At 68.9% G+C, this 17,420-nt stretch carries 14 protein-coding genes; 8 read left to right on the plus strand and 6 right to left on the minus strand.

The features are described from left to right. Positions 1-60: 60 nt before the first annotated feature. A complete protein-coding gene (gcvA, locus tag G3N92_RS19100; RefSeq protein WP_206129090.1) occupies positions 61-993 on the minus strand; it encodes a transcriptional regulator GcvA in 933 nt (310 codons plus the stop codon). A 389-nt stretch (positions 994-1,382) separates the two neighbouring features. Here gcvA and G3N92_RS19105 point away from each other — a divergent pair, with 389 nt between their 5' ends. After that, on the plus strand, positions 1,383-2,522 hold the full coding sequence (locus G3N92_RS19105; protein WP_206129091.1) for a diguanylate cyclase: 1,140 nt from the start codon (positions 1,383-1,385) through the stop codon (positions 2,520-2,522). Positions 2,523-2,749: 227 nt separating this feature from the next. Next, on the plus strand, positions 2,750-3,403 hold the full coding sequence (locus tag G3N92_RS19110; protein ID WP_206129092.1) for a TetR/AcrR family transcriptional regulator: 654 nt from the start codon (positions 2,750-2,752) through the stop codon (positions 3,401-3,403). A gap of 115 nt (positions 3,404-3,518) precedes the next feature. Here the strand turns inward: G3N92_RS19110 and G3N92_RS19115 are convergent, their stop codons facing one another. Continuing rightward, on the minus strand, positions 3,519-4,223 hold the full coding sequence (locus tag G3N92_RS19115; RefSeq protein ID WP_206129093.1) for a hypothetical protein: 705 nt from the start codon (positions 4,221-4,223) through the stop codon (positions 3,519-3,521). 221 nt (positions 4,224-4,444) lie between these two features. On the opposite strand from G3N92_RS19115, the gene G3N92_RS19120 reads away from it, so the two are divergent. Further along, complete coding sequence (locus tag G3N92_RS19120) at positions 4,445-4,627, plus strand: hypothetical protein (RefSeq protein ID WP_206129094.1); 183 nt, start codon at positions 4,445-4,447, stop codon at positions 4,625-4,627. 13 nt (positions 4,628-4,640) lie between these two features. Next, complete coding sequence (gene dbpA, locus G3N92_RS19125) at positions 4,641-6,038, plus strand: ATP-dependent RNA helicase DbpA (RefSeq protein ID WP_206129095.1); 1,398 nt, start codon at positions 4,641-4,643, stop codon at positions 6,036-6,038. Between the two features lie 248 nt (positions 6,039-6,286). Here dbpA and G3N92_RS19130 read toward each other — a convergent pair whose 3' ends face one another. Then, a complete protein-coding gene (locus tag G3N92_RS19130) occupies positions 6,287-7,492 on the minus strand; it encodes a porin (RefSeq protein WP_206129096.1) in 1,206 nt (401 codons plus the stop codon). A gap of 558 nt (positions 7,493-8,050) precedes the next feature. Beyond that, positions 8,051-8,959, minus strand: coding sequence for a LysR family transcriptional regulator (locus G3N92_RS19135; protein WP_206129097.1), 909 nt, complete (start codon positions 8,957-8,959; stop codon positions 8,051-8,053). Between the two features lie 252 nt (positions 8,960-9,211). Between G3N92_RS19135 and G3N92_RS19140 the strand changes: the two genes are divergently transcribed. After that, the gene (locus G3N92_RS19140; RefSeq protein WP_206129098.1) at positions 9,212-11,593 is read left to right on the plus strand and encodes a DNA polymerase II; all 2,382 of its coding nucleotides are present in this window, start codon (positions 9,212-9,214) and stop codon (positions 11,591-11,593) included. A 268-nt stretch (positions 11,594-11,861) separates the two neighbouring features. Here the strand turns inward: G3N92_RS19140 and G3N92_RS19145 are convergent, their stop codons facing one another. Continuing rightward, the gene (locus tag G3N92_RS19145) at positions 11,862-13,052 is read right to left on the minus strand and encodes an aldose epimerase family protein (RefSeq protein WP_206129103.1); all 1,191 of its coding nucleotides are present in this window, start codon (positions 13,050-13,052) and stop codon (positions 11,862-11,864) included. Positions 13,053-13,356: 304 nt separating this feature from the next. On the opposite strand from G3N92_RS19145, the gene G3N92_RS19150 reads away from it, so the two are divergent. Next, entirely contained in the window at positions 13,357-14,181 is an 825-nt protein-coding gene (locus tag G3N92_RS19150; RefSeq protein ID WP_206129099.1) for an isocitrate lyase/phosphoenolpyruvate mutase family protein, read from the plus strand. A gap of 36 nt (positions 14,182-14,217) precedes the next feature. Here the strand turns inward: G3N92_RS19150 and G3N92_RS19155 are convergent, their stop codons facing one another. Then, entirely contained in the window at positions 14,218-14,991 is a 774-nt protein-coding gene (locus G3N92_RS19155; RefSeq protein ID WP_206129100.1) for an IclR family transcriptional regulator C-terminal domain-containing protein, read from the minus strand. A 157-nt stretch (positions 14,992-15,148) separates the two neighbouring features. Between G3N92_RS19155 and G3N92_RS19160 the strand changes: the two genes are divergently transcribed. Both G3N92_RS19160 and G3N92_RS19165 read left to right on the plus strand, forming a co-directional pair. After that, on the plus strand, positions 15,149-15,958 hold the full coding sequence (locus G3N92_RS19160) for a shikimate dehydrogenase (RefSeq protein ID WP_206129101.1): 810 nt from the start codon (positions 15,149-15,151) through the stop codon (positions 15,956-15,958). Between the two features lie 87 nt (positions 15,959-16,045). After that, the coding region (locus G3N92_RS19165) for an MFS transporter (RefSeq protein ID WP_206129102.1) at positions 16,046-17,420 on the plus strand (1,375 nt) is incomplete at its 3' end.

The raw sequence follows: 17,420 nt of genomic DNA on the forward strand, positions 1-17,420 counted from the left end.
TCGGCTGGGTCGCGCCCTGAACGCCCCGGGCTCGCTGCGCGCCGCGCCGCAGGTTCCGGTTCAGATCCGCAGCGCGTCGGTGCCGTGGCTGCGCCGGTCCTGGTCGCGCTGCGCGAACAGCCATTCGCGCAACGCGCGCCGCGCCGCCGTCTCGGCCGCCGCCTGCGGATACACCACGTAGAAACCGAGCGACAGCGGAAACGAGAAATCGAGCACGCGGCGCAGCCGGCCGGCCGCGATGTCGCGCTCCACCAGCGGCTCGCTCATCAGCGCGATGCCCTGCCCGTCGATGGCCGCGTCGATCGCCAGCGACGACTGGTTGAAGCGCGGCCCCTTGCCCGCGTCCACGCCCGGCCCGGCCGCCAGCGCGTCGAGAAACTCGGGCCACAGATCGTGCGCGTCGTGCAGCAGCACATGCGCGGCCAGATCGCTGCCGCGCCGCACCGGCGGCGAGGCGTCGAGCAGCGCGGGCGCGGCCACCGCGAACACGTCGAGCGGAAACAGCAGCTCGGCCGCGAGCCCCTTGCCGAACGGCGGCTTGCCGAGCCGGATCGCAATATCCACGCCGTCGCCGCGAAACGTCGCCAGCTTCTCGTCGGCGATCACGCGCACTTCCAGCGACGGATGCGATTCGCGCAGGCGCGCGAGCCGCGGAATCAGCCACTTCGACGCGAACGACGGCGCGGTGGTGATGGTCAACGTCGCATCGTGGCGGCTCAGCGCATCGGTTGCGTCCGCAACGATCGTGAAGGCGCGCTGCACGGCGGGGAAGTAGGCGCGACCGTCGGGCGTCAGCGCGAGCCCGCGCGGCAGACGCTCGAACAACTGGCGCTGCAGCACGTCCTCCAGATGGCGAACCTGCTGCGCGACCGCGCCCTGCGTCACGCCGATCTCCTCGGCGGCGAGCCGGAAATTGAGGTGGCGCGCGGCGGCCTCGAACGCGCGCAGGGCGTTCAGCGGCGGCAGGCGGCGGTGGCGGGCGGAGCGCGACATGATGAGCGGCGGCGGAAGTGGAAGGCGGGCGGCGCGAAGCAGGCATTCTAGCGCCGGCAGGGCGCCCTGCCTTGGCGGCGGATGCGAACTCGCGGCGCGCCGCGCACGCGATCGTGCTGACAATAGCCCGTAAAACGAATCATCGAACCGCGTATTTGCGGCGTCTCCGGGCTGGTAGACTTGCATATGGCGCAAACAGCGCCGCCACGCAGGCATGGCGCTCAGCGCCCACGCGAGCGTCGGAACCGTCCGCCACGGCGGACGGCGGGGTCCGACGGCGTGACCGCGCCACCGAGGCCGGCATGCAACCGCCGCCATCGCCTGTCCGATTCCAAATAAGCGCCGCCGGCTCGCCGTGTGCCGGCCGCGATCCGACGAAGGACCGTCTAGTGCAGAGCAGGACCGAAGTGTATTCGTTGCCTCGCGGGCGGCTGGCGAGGTGGCTGGCCGAGCCGGGCCAGGACATGCCGCAGGAGATTCGCGTCGCGCTGGTCGGCACCCTGTTCGGCACGCTGCCGATCTTCTTCGGCGGCGTGTTCAACACCATCGCCGTGGCTTGGGTGCTCGAATCGCGTCACCCGTCGCTGCCGTTCCGCGCCTGGCTGGTCGGCGAGATCCTGATCTGCGCGATCCGCCTCGTGGTGCTGGTGCTGTCGCGCCGCCGCGCGCTGCAGCATCGCGACACGCCCACCGATTTCTATCTGAACCTCGCGCCGCTATGGGGTGCATCGGTGGGCTATGGCGCGTTCATCAGCGCGCTGAGCGGCGACTGGGTGGCCGCCACGCTGTCGTTCCTGTCGGCCGCCGCGATGGTGGGCGGCATCTGCTTCCGCAATTTCGCCGCGCCGCGGCTGGTCGCCGTGATGATCGTGCTGTCGCTCGGGCCGTGCGCGCTCGGCTCGCTGCTGTCGGGCGAGAAGGTGCTGTGGCTGTCGCTGATCCAGATCCCGTTCTACCTGTTCGCGATGAGCGCCGCCGCGCGCCGCCTCAACGCGATGCTGATCTCGACCATGAAGGCCGAGCGCGAGAACAACCACCGCGCGCATCACGACATGCTGACCGGCCTGCTGAACCGCGCCGGCCTGTTCCAGGCCGCCAACGGCAAGGTTCGCCCGCGCATCCGCGCCGGCATGACGCTGTTCTATCTCGACCTCGACGGCTTCAAGCCCGTCAACGACGCGCACGGCCACGAAGCCGGCGACATGCTGCTCGCGCAGGTGGCCGAGCGGTTGCGCCGGCTCGCCGGCAAGGACGCGCTGGTGGCGCGCATCGGCGGCGACGAGTTCGTGATCGTCGACGAATGCGGCGCGCACACCGCACCGAGCGATTTCGCGCGCGCCATCGCGCTGGAGATCGCCCGGCCGTTCGAACTGGGCGAGCATCTCGTCGCGACGGTCGGCGCGAGCGTCGGCACCGCGCCCGTCACGGCCCGCGACAACGATATCGACACGCTGCTGCGCATCGCCGACGCGGCGATGTACGACGCCAAGCGCAACAACAAGCGCGGCGACGCCGAAACGGCTGCCTGAGCGGCAGCCCCGCACGGCGCGCGCGGCCCTCGCTTCCATGACCGCAGCAAGTCGGCGCGCACCCGGCGTCGCGGCCGCGCCACGCCGGGCCGTGGCCGGCCGCATCCACGGTAGGCTGTGCGTCACGCCCGGTTTCCCGCCCCGCGCCGCCTGACGCGCCCGGCAGGATGCGACGCCCGATCTCCGGGCGCGCCGGCCAGCCCGGGCGACCACAGGACGCCCGAGGCATGAGCGCAAAAAAGCAAGCCATCGTCGATACGGCCAGCCGGCTGTTCGCCGCCCACGGCTATCACGCCGTCGGCATCGACCGGATCATCAAGGAATCGGGCGTCGCCAAGATGACGCTGTTCCGCCACTTCCCTTCCAAGCACGCCTTGATCTGCGAGGTGCTGTCGCAGCGCACCGACGCCGCCCGGCAATCGATGGCCGACGCGGCCGGCGCGCACGACACCGCGCTCGCACGCCTGCGCGCGGTGTTCGACTGGCATCACGGCAGGTTCACGTCGCCCGATTTCACGGGCTGCCTGTTCGTCGGCGCGCTGTCGGAATTCCACGACGGCGCGGGCGAGCCGGCCCGCCTCGCGGCCGCGCAGAAGGACGGCCTGCGCGGCTTCGTCCAGGCTTTGCTCGGCGAGCTGGTCGCGCCGGCCGAGGCCGCACCGCTCGCGCGGCAGCTCGTCATGATGCTGGACGGGGCGACCCTCGCAGCCACCGCCGGTAGCCGCGAGCAGGCCGCCGGCGAAGCGTGGCAGGCGGCCGCATGCCTGATCGCCGCGCGCGGCCGACAGACGGGGCAAGCGGCAGAGGCAGCACAAGCGGCACAAACGGCGCAGGCGGCGTTGCCGGCGCTGGCGCACGAAACGGGTTCGATCGGGGGATAGCCGCGACGCGGCCGATGCGGGGAGCGCCTTGCCGCGCGCCGGGGGCTGCCCGGCGCGCGGGGCGCGGTTCTCTCAGGCTCCAGTTATCCGGATGATTCGGGGCGCGGCATGGGCGTCACGCGCCGTTCGGCATTGCACCGGCTAGTTCAAATGATTCGTTGCCGGTGTGTTCGCGATGCCAATCGTCAATTCGTAAACTGTCGGGATGCCATTCTACATAAATGAAATGGCGATGCGTGATAAATGCGAATTTATATCGCGCGCAATGCAACGATATTTTATATCGCGGCGTGCCGCCGTTACAGGCCGAACGCCTTATCAACCGGCGCTCCGGCTTTTCCGTCGACGATAGCCGGACGTCGTACAAATGGCGCACTGCATTTGAAAACGTTATCAAACGCCGCGCATTAATAGACTGACCGCTCGAATGGCGCATTGCGATCGGGCGCGAAATAAATCGAATGCGGCACGGCCCGCGCCATTCGCCGGAAAAAAGAAAAGCCGCGATCGCGGCTTCTGAAAAATGGCAATCCTGAACTGTCTGGTTGCCGCAACGATGATGTTGCGCGGTCGTGCCGCGCCGGCGGGAGCTGCATGGAAACGGTTTCGCCGCGCGGAGCAGGGAAACCCGGTTCGCGCTGCCGCGCCGTCTCTCAGGTTCTCGTTGTGTGGCGCGCCGCCGGAAACCGGCGGCGGCGATCCGCCGAAGGCGAACCGGCCCCCTGCACGGTGCGGGCGACGCACGCGAAAACAGGGGTGTATGGGCTCGGAGAATACCGCGAGCCGTGTGCCGCCGCAACAGTCTTACGAATCGTTTCACGGCGGCGGCGCATGCGAAATCGCCGGCCCCGGCGCGCGCATCCGTTAAAATCGCGGCACGCGCGATTCACCGATCGCCCCCATTCCATCCGCGCCCCGACGCCCGCTCCACGCACGCCCGCCCAAATCCGGCTTCCGCCAGGTTGCTGCGGGCGGCTGCCGCGCGGCGCACGCCCGCCTCCCGGCCAGCCGGGGCGCCCCCGCATTCCGTTGGAGAAGAACTTGTTTACTTGCAGAAATCAGAGCTGCGGCACGCCGTGGGAACTCGCCGACGTCGTCATCAAGGACGAGGGCCAGGGCGACCTGTTCCGCTGCCCGCTGTGCGGCGCGCGCAATTACCTCTATCGCTACGACGACGAGGACGGCAACCCCGTCTACGAGCAGATCGAAGGCCGCCCGTTCTGAGCCAGGAGCCACGATGACCCAAGCCACGCCCGCCCGCCCGTTCAGCGAGCTTGCGCTCGCGCCCGCGATGCTCGCCAACCTGCAGCAGCTCGGCTACACCGAGATGACGCCGATCCAGGCCGCCAGCCTGCCGGTGGCGCTCGCCGGCCAGGATCTGATCGCGCAGGCCAAGACCGGCAGCGGCAAGACCGCCGCGTTCGCACTCGCGCTGCTGGCGCGGCTCGACGTGCGCCGCTTCGACGTGCAGGCGATGATCCTGTGCCCGACCCGCGAACTCGCCGACCAGGTCGCCCAGGAAATCCGCCGCCTCGCGCGCGCCGAGGAAAACATCAAGGTGCTGACGCTGTGCGGCGGCACGCCGATGCGCCCGCAGGCCGCCAGCCTGGAGCACGGCGCGCACATCGTGGTCGGCACGCCCGGCCGCATCATGGATCACCTCGAGCGCGGCACGCTCGCGCTCGGCGCGCTCAACACGCTGGTGCTCGACGAAGCGGACCGGATGCTCGACATGGGCTTCTTCGACGACATCGCCACCGTGGCGCGCCAATGCCCCGCCGAGCGCCTCACGCTGCTGTTCTCGGCCACCTACCCCGACGGCATCGCCAAGCTGAGCCGCCAGTTCCTTCGCAACCCGAAGGAAATCAAGCTGGCCGAGCAGCACGACGCGGGCAAGATCCGCCAGCGCTTCTACGAAGTGGCCGAGGATCAGCGCCTGCACGCGGTGGGCCTGCTGCTGAACCATTACCGGCCGGCCAGCACGATCGCGTTCTGCAACACCAAGCAGCAGTGCCGCGACCTGCTCGACGTGCTGAGCGCGCAGGGCTTCCACGCGCTCGCGCTGCACGGCGAGCTCGACCAGCGCGAGCGCGACCAGGTGCTGATCCAGTTCGCCAACCGCAGCTGCTCGGTGCTGGTGGCCACCGATGTCGCCGCGCGCGGCCTCGACATCGCCCAGCTCGAAGCCGTGATCAACGTGGATGTGACGCCCGACCCGGAAGTGCACGTGCACCGCATCGGCCGCACCGGCCGCGCCGATCAGGAAGGCTGGGCGCTGAGCCTCGCCAGCATGAACGAGATGGGCCGCGTGGGCGGCATCGAGCAGGCGCAGGGGCGCGAAGTCGAATGGGCGCCGCTCGCCTCGCTCACGCCGGCCAGCCAGGAGCGGCTGCTGCCGCCGATGGAAACGCTGCAGATCCTCGGCGGCAAGAAGGAGAAGATCCGCCCGGGCGACGTGCTCGGCGCGCTGACCGGCGACGCGGGCTTCTCCGGCGCGCAGATCGGCAAGATCAACGTGACCGACTTCTCGACCTACGTGGCCGTGGAGCGCAGCGTCGCGCGCGATGCGCTGCGCAAGCTCAACGGCGGCAAGATCAAGGGCAAGAAGGTCAAGGTCCGCCTGATGGACGAGTAAGCCGCACGGCGCGCCGCGCCCGCCGCCTCGTGCGCGCGGGCGCGGCGCGGGTTTGGCCGGGCCGCGCGGAATAGGCCGTTAGTTGCAATTTAGAGCGACATCGAGTCCGCCGCGGCCTCAAAAGAAAAACGCCGTCGGCACGCGAACGCGACGACGGCGAAAGGAAGGTTCGCCAAGGCGAACCTTCGACTGCACATTCCGGAAATTGCCGGGCGGCGGCTCGCGCCGCCCCGCACACACCTTGCCGCTTAGAAGCGCGTGATGATGCCCGCGCCCACTGCCACCTGGCTGCGCGACGAGGACGGCGCGCTGTTCTGGCCGTCGCCGATGTCGGCCGTGGCGTTGATGATGCTGCCGCCCAGTGCGAGCGTCTGACCGCCGGCGCGCTGGTAGGCTTCAAGCGCGTACAGGCCGGTGCGCTTGGAGAGGCTGTAGTACTGCGACAGGTTGAACTGGTGGTAGTAGGCTGCGTGCTGCACGCCGTTCGCCAGCGTGGCGCGCGTGTAGCTGTAGCCGGCCGCCAGGTCGAGCGTCGCCGTCGGCTTGAAGTGCAGCACAGCGCCGGCCGTGTTGAAGATCGCCGTGTTGGCGAACTTCGAGCCCGAGCCCGGGATGTATTGCACGTTCGAGTACGACGCCGTCACGTCCCACTGCGAGTTGAACGTCCAGCCGCCCGTCACGGCCAGGCGCTGCTGCGCCGCCGCGAACTGGTAACCGTTGTTGATGCCCGACACGCTCGGCTCGGCGCCGTTGTTCGAGGCCGTCGAGTTCGCACCCCACGCACCGCCGCCCACCGTCGAGTTGTTCAGACGCATGAAGCCCACGGCCAAGCCGGCCGGGCCCATCGCGTAGCGCGCGGCCACGCTCCAGGTCGAACCGTTGTTCGTGCTGCCCGGCGTGCCGCCCAGCGCGTACGAACCGCCGAACGTGAAGCCGCCGTAGGTCGGCGACATGTACACGAGCGAGTTGTTGACGCGGTACGTCGTATCCAGCGAGTCGATATCGCCCGGGTGCGCGCCGTATGCGCCCGTCAGCCAGGTGGTCGGGCTGTACGGCGACAGGACCGTGTAGTACGCGGTGTACTGACGGCCGGCCGTGAAGCTGCCGAAGCGGGCGTCCGTCAGGCCGACGTAGGCTTGACGATTGAACATCAGGCCCGACACGGCTTGCGCGCCGGTGGCGCTGTTGAAGCCTTCTTCCAACTGGAAGATGGCCTTCAGGCCGCCGCCGAGATCTTCCGAGCCCTTCAGGCCGAAACGGCTGCCGGCCCAGATGCCGTTGATCATTTTGGTGACCGATTTGCCGCCCGAGGTCGAGCCGAGCGAGGTCTGGCTGCTCTGCCAGCCGATACCCGTGTCGACGATCCCGTACAGCGTCACGCTGCTTTGAGCGTGTGCAACGCCTGCGGTCAGGCCGGTGAGCGTAGCGGCTGCCACCATGATGCGTTTCTTCATTGCGTCCCCTCTGATTCCAAAGCGCCTGCACCCCGCAGGCGGTCAGCGTTATGCGTTATCGGCCGCCCTTGCGAGTGCGGGCCGGTCTCCAGGTGAGGCGTGACTCCCTGTACTTGGAGCCCCTCATCTAGTCAGTCATCCTATAACGAGTGCAAAAATCGACAATGCTGAATTGCAGATTCCTAGGGAAATCTCTGTGTCATTTTTGCTGAATCGATAACTTGACAGCTTTTCGATATGCCATAAGTTGCTGATTTTTATATAAAAACGTTTTATTTCATTTTTACTTCTTATTCTTTCAACTTCATTCATCGCTTTCGTCCCGAATTCGCCTCTTCGACAGGCTTGCTTTCACCAATTGAAAGGATTCGTGGGTTGTACGATGACACGGCACAAGCCAAGCCCAGTATGTGGAACGCCGGGATGGGGGATGGCGCGATCGCGCCCCGTCATGCGCCGAGCATGCAGGGCGGCAACGCGAAAGAAAGATAAATGAATGCTTACGAAGGCATCTTGTAATTAGAAGTTGGCACGGATCTGGCGCGCAACGGGAGGCCGTCAGCGTTGATCAGCCGTTTCGGCCATCAGCATGTCGAGGAACGCGGCCGGAGCCGGATCGAGCACGTCGGCGGCGTCGCCCGACGCCGACGCGGCGTGCGTGACCACCAGCTCCCAGCACAGCTCGGCGCGTTCGAGCCGCACGCAGGCCAGCATGTCGGGGCGGCGCACCACGATGTCCTCGGGCAGCAGCGCGATGCCGAGGCCCTGGCCGACCAGATCGAGCACCGTATCGAGATCGCCGATCTCGAACGCCACGCGCCGCTGCAGCCCCGCCTCGGCGAAGCCGCGATCCACCAGCCGCCGCGTGCCCTGCCCCGGCACGAAATCGACGAATGCTTCCTTCACCAGCCGCGCGAGCGGCACGGTGCCCGCCGACGCGAGCGGATGGCCGCGCCCGCAGGCCAGCACCATCTCGTCGCAGGCGATGATGTGCGAGGTGTGGCGCTCGTTGCGCTCCTCGACCGGCAGGATCGCCAGATCGAGTTCGTGCGCGCCCACCTTCTCGTTCAATTCAGGCGCCGCGCCCTGCACGAGCCGCACCTCCACGCCCGGATGCGTCTGATGAAAGCGCGACAGCAGCCCCGGCAGCTCGAGGAACTGCGGCAGGCTCTGCACCGTGCCAATCGACAGCTTGCCGCTGCGCACCGAGGTGATGTCGGCCACTTCCAGCGCGGCGCGGTCGAGCACGTCGAGCGCGCGCCGCGCGCGATCGAGGAACACCGTGCCGGCCGCCGACAAGCTCACGCGCCGCGTGGTGCGCACCAGCAGCTTCGCGCCCAATTCCTCCTCCAGCAGCCGGATCGAGGTGGACAGCGCCGACTGCACGATATGGCAGCGCTCGGCCGCGCGCGTGAAGTTGGCCTCCTCGGCGACGGCGACGAAATGGCGAAGTTGTCTCAGTTCCACGGGCGATCCTGGTTCGGGCGAAGCGGGCCGCGCGGCGAACGGCCTGTCGTGCGGCGGCGGGCGGGCCGCCGATTCGGGGGTGAATTATGGCAAAGATCGACGATGGCGGCCGAGCGTCGCCCGCGCGGCGGCTACACCGGCCGCGGCCGCCACTCAGGCAGCCACCCAGGCAGCCACTCAGGCCGGGCGCGGCCCGCCCGCAGGCGCTACAATCCGCCGCCTGAGGCATTCCTCCCATCACGAGCACGCGTTTTGACCGAATTCGAGCAGGGTTTCATCCTGACCCGTCACTGGCGGGACACCGCCGCCGGCGTCGAGATCGAGTTCTGGCTCGCCACCGGCAGCGGCCCGCGACGGGTGCGCCTGCGCCCGCAGGAATCGGTCGCGTTCGTGCCGGAAGCGCAGCGCGAGGCCGCCGAACGCGTGCTGGCCGGCGAAACCGGCGTGGCCCTGCGCCCGCTCGCATTGCGCGATTTCCGCCAGCGCCCCGTGCTCGGCCTGTACAGCCGCCGCCATCGCCACCTCGGCGCGCTGCAGAAGCGGCTCGCCAAGGACGGCGTGGACGTGTACGAAGCCGACGTCTCGCCGCCCGACCGCTACGCGATGGAGCGCTTCATCACCGCGCCGGTGCGCTTTCGCGGCACGCCCGCCGGCCCCCGCCTGCTGATCGACGCCGAACTGAAGCCCGACCCCGACTACCGCCCGGCGCTGCGCGGCGTCTCGCTCGACATCGAAACCAGCGCGCGCGGCGAGCTGTATTCGATCGCGCTCGAAGGCTGCGGCCGGCGCGACGTGTTCATGCTCGGCCCGCCGAACGGCGACGCCACCGTGCTCGACGGCCATGACGTGCACCTCGAATACTGCGACACCCGCGCCGCGCTGCTCGAGCGTTTCAACGCGTGGTTCGCGCAGCACGACCCCGACCTGATCGTCGGCTGGAACCTGATCCAGTTCGATCTGCGCGTGCTGCACGCGCACGCCGAGCAGTTCCGCGTGCCGCTGCGGCTCGGCCGCGACGGCAGCGCGCTCGAATTGCGCGCGCACGGCCAGCAGCCCGATCACCTGTTCGCGGGCGCGGCGGGCCGGCTGATCCTCGACGGCATCGAGGCGCTCAAATCGGCCACCTGGACCTTCCCCTCGTTCAGCCTCGAATACGTGTCGCAGACGCTGCTCGGCGAGGGCAAGGCCGTCGACAACCCGTATCAGCGGATGGACGAGATCCAGCGCCGCTTCGACGAGGACAAACCCGCGCTGGCCCGCTACAACCTCAAGGATTGCGAACTGGTCACGCGGATCTTCGCGAAGGCGGACCTGCTGTCGTTCATGCTCGAGCGCGCCACCGTCACCGGGTTGGCGGCCGACCGCACCGGCGGCTCGGTGGCCGCGTTCACGCATCTGTACCTACCGCGCATGCACCGGCTCGGCTACGTCGCGCCGAACCTCGGCGACGTGACCGGCCAGAACAGCCCCGGCGGCTTCGTGATGGACTCGCGCCCCGGCCTCTACGATTCGGTGCTGGTGCTCGATTACAAGAGCCTCTATCCGTCGATCATCCGCACCTTCCTGATCGATCCGCTCGGGCTGGTGGAAGGCCTCGCGCGGCCCGGCGACGCCGATTCGGTGCCGGGCTTCCTCGGCGCGCGCTTCTCGCGCAGCCGGCATTGCCTGCCGGAGATCGTCAAGCGCGTGTGGGAAGGCCGCGAAGCGGCCAAGCGGCAGCGCAACGCGCCGCTCTCGCAGGCGCTGAAGATCATCATGAACGCGTTCTACGGCGTGCTCGGCTCGTCGGGCTGCCGCTTCTTCGATCCGCGGCTGGCCTCCTCGATCACGATGCGCGGCCACGAGATCATGCACCGCACGCGCGAGCTGATCGAAGCGCAGGGCTACGAAGTGATTTACGGCGACACCGATTCCACGTTCGTCTGGCTGCGCGAGGCGCACGACGACGCCTCGGCCGCCGCCAAGGGCCGCGCGATCGTGGCGCACGTCAACGCGTTCTGGCGCGAACATCTGCGCGAGCGCTTCGGCCTCGACAGCGCGCTCGAACTGCAATACGAGCGCCATTACCTGCGCTTCCTGATGCCCACCGTGCGCGGCGCCGAGGAAGGCAGCAAGAAGCGCTACGCGGGCCTCGCACTGGCCGCCGACGGCGGCGAGGACGTGGTGTTCAAGGGGCTGGAGACGGTGCGCACCGACTGGACGCCGCTCGCGCAGCAGTTCCAGCGCGAGCTGTACACGCGCGTGTTCCGCCGCGAGCCGTATCGCGACCTGATCCGCGGCACGGTGCGGCGCATGCTGGCCGGCGAGCTCGATGACCAGCTCGTCTATCGCAAGCGCGTGCGCCGGCCGCTGGCCGACTATCAGCGCAACGTGCCGCCGCACGTGCGCGCCGCGCGCACCGCCGACGCGTTCAACCGCGAACAGGGCCGCCCGCTGCAATACCAGCGCGGCGGCTGGATCAGCTACGTGATGACCACGGCCGGCCCCGAGCCGCTCGAAACGATGCGCTCGCCGATCGACTACGCGTTCTATCTGAGCCGGCAGTTGCAGCCGGTGGCCGACGCGATCCTGCCGTTCCTGAAGGACGATTTCGAAGCGGTGATCTCGGGGCAGGGGCAGCTGTTTCCCGGCTGACGGCGGGAGGCAGCATGAAAAGACGGGGATGGTTGCGCGTGCAACCGCTTCGCGGATCGCGAAAAAGAGTCGGGGCGCCGCCACGTGCTTCGTGGCCTGCGCCCCTGGCCCCCGGGGGTAACAACGGGAGGAGTAGAGGGTTAACGACAGCGTAACGGCTGCCGTCCCGGCCACCAAGCCGCTGCCGCTGAAATCTCAATTCGGCTTCGGCGAACAAAGCGGGCAGCGTTTTTGACACCGCCCGCCGCCAGGCGCCGGGCCGCGGGCCTCAGCGCACCGAAAAGCGCAGCACCGTCTCCTCGTGCAGCGTTTCACCCGGCTTCAATTCGGTGGTGGGGAACGCCGGATGATTCGGCGAATCGGGGAAATGCTCGGCTTCGAGCGCGAACGCGTCGGTTTGCCGGTAGGCGCGGCCCGATGAACCGATCGCGCTGCCGTCGAGCGAATTCGCCGTGTAGAACTGCAGGCCCGGCTGCGTCGTGTCGACCGTCAGCACGCGGCCGCTGTGCGGATCGCGGACGCTGGCCGCGAACGCCGGCGTGCGCTCGCCGCCGTGGTCGAGCACCCAGTTGTGGTCGTAGCCGCGCGCGTACGCCATCTGCTCGAAATTCGAGCGCAGATGGCGGCCGATCGGCGTCGCGCGGCGCAGGTCGAGCGGCGTGCCTTCCACCGAGGCCAGCTCGCCGGTGGGAATCGAATTGCGATCGGTGGGCGTGTAGCGCGAGGCCGCGATGCGGATCTCCTGATCCTCCACGCTGCCGCTGCCCTCGCCAGCCAGATTGAAATAGGTGTGGTTGGTCAGGTTCACCACCGTGTGCTTGTCGGTGGTCGCCTCGTAGCGGATATGCAGCGCGTTGTCGTCGGTCAGCCGGTACGTGACGTGCACGGTCAGCGTGCCGGGGAAGCCGTTCTCGCCGTCGGGGCTCACGTAGGTCAGCTCGGCGCCCGCGCCGTCCTTGCCCGAGCCGTTGCCGGGCAGCGGCTTCACGCTCCACACCTTCGAATCGAAGCTGTCCGGGCCGCCGTGCAGCGTGTTCGGCGCGTTGTTGATCGGCAGCTTGTAGGTTTGGCCGTCGAGCTGGAACTGGCCGTTGGCGATGCGGTTGGCGTAGCGGCCGATCAGCGCGCCGAAATGGATGTTGCCGTTATAGGCCTCGTAATCCTTCAGCGAGGCGAAGCCGAGCACGATGTTGGCGAACTTGCCGTGACGGTCGGGCACGTCGATCGCGGTGATCACGCCGCCGTAGCTGAGAAATTTGACGGTGGTGCCGTGCGTGTTCTTCAGCGTGTATTCGCTGACGGCCTGGCCGTCGCGCGTGGTGCCGTACGGCGCCTGGCTGAACGTGGCGGCTTCGGCGAGCGGCGCGGCCGCGAGCGTGGCGGCGACCAGCGCGCCGGCGGCGGCCGTCTTCAGGGCCGGGGGGCTGCACGGGCGGCGGCCCGAATGCGGGAAGGACATGCTCATCGGTTGGCGGCTCCTCTCATGGCGAACGGTGGCGGATGCGGATGCGGCGTGCCGACGATTCTAGTCGTATGAGGGTTGAAGCGCGTTTTGGCGGAGCGCCGCGCCGCCATTCGCTTTGGACACCGATATTTCACGCCGTGCCGACACATCGCCCCGGCGCGACCGGCGAAAATGCAGCAGACTGGCGCTCGGGCCGGCAGCGCGCGTCGTGCGTGCCGCCGGCCCGCAGCGCAAATTCGATGCCCGCCCATGCCGCGCCGGGCGGGCCAAGCCCCTACTTTGCTTCCGAGGACACCCCATGCCACGCACGATTGCCGAAAGACGCGCCGCGTTTCGCGAGTTGCACGCGAGCGGCTGTTTCCTGCTGCCGAACCCGTGGGATGCGGGCAGCGCGCGCTACCTCGCCGCGGCCGGTTTCAAGGCGCTCGCCACCACGAGTTCGGGCTTCGCGTGGTCGGCGGGCCGGGCCGACAACGCCGTCTCGCGCGAGGCCGTGCTCGCGCATCTGCGCGCGATGGTCGAGGCCACCGATCTGCCCGTCAACGCCGATTTCGAAAACGGCTTCGGCGCCACGCCCGAGGAAGTCGGGCAGAGCGTGGCGCTGGCCGTGGAAACCGGCGTGGCCGGTTTGTCGGTGGAGGATTCGACGGGCGACGCGCATGCGCCGCTGCTGCCGATCGAGGTGGCCGCGGCGCGCATCGCCGCCGCGCGCGGCGCGATCGACGCGCACGGCGGCGACACGCTGCTGGTGGGCCGCGCCGAGAATTTCGTGGCCGGCGTGCCCGATCTCGACGACGCGATCGCGCGGCTGCGCGCCTATTCGGAAGCGGGCGCGGATTGCCTCTATGCGCCCGGCCTGCGCACGCGCGGCCAGATCGAGGCCGTGGTGATGGCGGTCGCGCCGAAGCCGGTCAACCTGTTGATCGGCTCTGCCTCGGAATTCACGCTGGCCGACGTGGCCGCGATGGGCGTGCGCCGCGTGAGCGTGGGCGGCGCCCTGGCGCGCGCGGCCTGGGGCGGGTTTCTCGCGGCGGCGCAATCGCTGGCCGAGGGCCGCTTCGACGGCCTGCCCGATGCGCCGCCCGGCAGCCTGATGAACGGCCTGTTCGCGCGCGACGCCTGACGCGCCGCCACGTTGCCGCGTGGCGGCCGCCGCCGCTCAGGTGTCCATGATCGGCCGCAGCAGCGCCTGCCCTTCGTACAGATAACGCAGGTAACGCTCGCGAATCTCGGCGAGCGACAGCGGCGACACCTGCGTCGTGATCGTCAGGCTCGCGCGCATCTGGCCGTGGCGATCGGTCAGCGGCACGCCGAGGATCCGCATCCCCACTTCGTATTCCTGATCGAGCTCGGCGTAGCCCTGCTCGCGGATCCGCGCGACGATGTCCTTGATCTCGGCCACGCCGGTGCGCGTGTAGGGCGTCAGCGCCTGCCGGTCGACGCGCGCCAGGTAGGCGTCCACGTCCGCATCGGGCAGCGAGGCGAGCCACAGCCGCCCGCTGCCGGTGCAGTACATCGGCAGCCGCCAGCCCTGCCGCATCGACAGCGACGACACGTTCATCACGCGGCTGCGCACGATATGCACGACCTCGTCGCCGTCGCGCACCGCCACCGAGACATGCTCGCGCGTCTCGGCCGCCACCTTCTCGACGATCGGCCGCATCATGCGCGGCAGCCGCGCCGATTCCACGTAGGCCTGACCGATCCGCAGGTTCTTCGCGGTCAGCCAGTAATAGCGCCCGTCCGTCTCCGCATAGCCGTCGTGCACCAGCGTCAGCAGGAAGCGCCGCACGGCGCTGCTGGTCAGGCCCGACAGCCGCGCGGCCTCGGGCACGGTCAGGCGCGGCGTCTGGTCGTTGAACAGCAGGATCAGCGCAAGGCCCTTCTGCAGGCCGGCGATCAGGTCGCGTTCGTGAATGACGGGCGTTTTCATCAGAGGATTGAGCGAAGCGAACCGGAACCGGCACGACGTTGCGATTATCGCAATCCCGATCCGCTTATCGCAACATTTTCGATTCTGCGGCGTTGCCGGGCCGGGCGGCGCCGTCGCACCATAGCATCGTGTTCCTAACGAATTCCGGTGCGCCTCAATGATTCGCGGTACGACCGAACTGGTAGCCATCGTCGGCTCCCCCATCGCGCAGGTGAAATCGCCGCAGACCTTCAACGACTGGTTCGCGCGGCACGGCAAGGATGCGTCGATGATCCCGATCGACCTCGACGGCGGCTCGATCGAGCCGTTCATCGACGCACTGCGCGCCTGGCGCAACCTGCGCGGCTGCGTGGTGACGGTGCCCTACAAGCAGCAGATCGCGCCGCGCCTCGATGCGCTGAGCCGCCGCGCCGAGGCGCTGGCCTGCGTCAACGTGATCCGCCGCGAGAACGACGGCCGGCTGGTGGGCGACATCGTCGACGGCGACGGCTTCCTGAACGCCGCGCGCGGCCACGGCTTCGAGCCGGCCGGCGCGAAGGCGCTGGTGCTCGGCGCGGGCGGCGTGGGCAGCGCGATCGGCTGGGCGCTGTGCGAGCAGGGCGCGGCCTCGGTCACGGTGGTGGATCCCGACGGCGCGCGCGCGCAAACGCTGCGCGCGCTGCTGGCAAAGCATCATCCGGGCAGCTTCGTCGAGCCGCACTTCGATTCGCTCGCGCCGTTCGATCTGGTGGTGAACGCGTCGCCGGCCGGCATGGCAGGCTACGCGCCGCTGCCGCTCGCCGAAACGGTGCTGGCCACGCTGCGCCCCGGCGCGCTGGCGGCCGATGTGGTGACCTCGCCCGACATCACGCGCTTCCTGGAAATCGCGCGCGGCCTCGGCTGCCGGATCCAGACCGGCGCGGACATGGCGCTCGCGCAGTTCGGCAACCTGGGCGCCTTCATGAACGTCACGCCGCTGGAGGTCTGAGCGCGCACGCAAGCGCGCGCCAGGCAGCCCGGCTGCCGCTCCATCCTGCAAGGATGGCATTCCAATATTATTCAGGAGACCCGATCGATGAACGACGGACACACGACACCTCAGGAGCGCGCGCGGCACACCAAGCGCGCCACGGCGAGCGGCTGGATCGGCTCGGCGCTCGAATACTACGATTTCTTCATCTACGCGCAGGCCGCGGCGATGGTCTTTCCGCAGTTGTTCTTCCCGCACGGCAACCCGAAGCTGGCGATCGTCGCGTCGCTGGCGACCTACGGCGTGGGCTACGTGGCGCGCCCGATCGGCGGCTTCTTGCTGGGCCGGCGCGGCGACACGCACGGCCGCAAGCACCTGCTGCTGCTCTGCATGTTCCTGATGGGCGCATCGACGTTCGCCGTGGGCCTGCTGCCGACCTACGGCCAGATCGGCATCGCCGCGCCGGTCATGCTGGTGCTGCTGCGTCTCGTGCAGGGCTTCGCGGTGGCGGGCGAAATCTCGGGCGCCAGCTCGATGATTCTCGAACAGGCGCCCGAAGGCCGGCGCGGCTATTACGCGAGCTTCGCGCTGCAGGGCACGCAGGCCGGGCAGATCTTCGCGGCGGCGATCTTCATGCCGCTCGCCTACTGGATGCCGAACGACACGTTCGTCGCCTGGGGCTGGCGCATTCCGTTCCTGCTCAGCGCGCTGGTGCTGGCCGCCGGCTTCGTGATCCGCCGCAACGTGCAGGAATCGCCCGCGTTCGTCGACGAGGGCAGCAACGGCGGCATCCCGGCCTCGCCGATCGCGGTGGCGTTCCGCGAAAGCTGGCGCGACATGCTGCGCATCGCCGTGATGGCCACGGCCGCCGTGATCGCGATGGTGGCGACCATCTTCGGCGCGGCCTACGCGGTGCAGCCGTCGTACGGCATCGGCTTCCATCCGAACACCTATCTGGCGATCCCGCTGATCGGCAACATCGTGGCGGTGCTGGTGATTCCGTACGTGGGCAAGCTCTCGGATCGGATCGGCCGGCGCATTCCGGTGGTGGTCGGCTCGCTCGGCGCGGGGCTGCTGTCCTACGCGTATCTCTACGCGATCAGCGTCAAGAACGCGCCGGTGGCGATCGTCACCTCGGTGCTGATGTGGGGCGTGATCTACCAGGGCTTCAACGCGGTGTTCCCGAGCTTCATGCCGGAGCTGTTCCCGACCCGCACGCGCGTCTCGGCGATGTCGATCGGCCAGAACATCGGCATGGCGATCACGGCGCTGCTGCCGTCGCTGTTCGCGGCGATTGCGCCGCCGGGCACGCATGACATTCCGCTGCTGATCGGCACCGCCACGCTGGTGATCACGGCGCTGGCCGCGCTGTCGGCCTGGACGGCCCGCGAAACCTACCGCACGCCGCTCAACGAACTGGGCGGGCCGCGCAGCGGCGCAGCCGCACGACGGCGCGCGAACGGCGGCGAACCGGCCGCGG

It is taken from the genome of Burkholderia sp. Ac-20379 (genome assembly GCF_017104645.1).
In the GTDB taxonomy this organism is placed as follows: Bacteria; Pseudomonadota; Gammaproteobacteria; order Burkholderiales; family Burkholderiaceae; genus Burkholderia.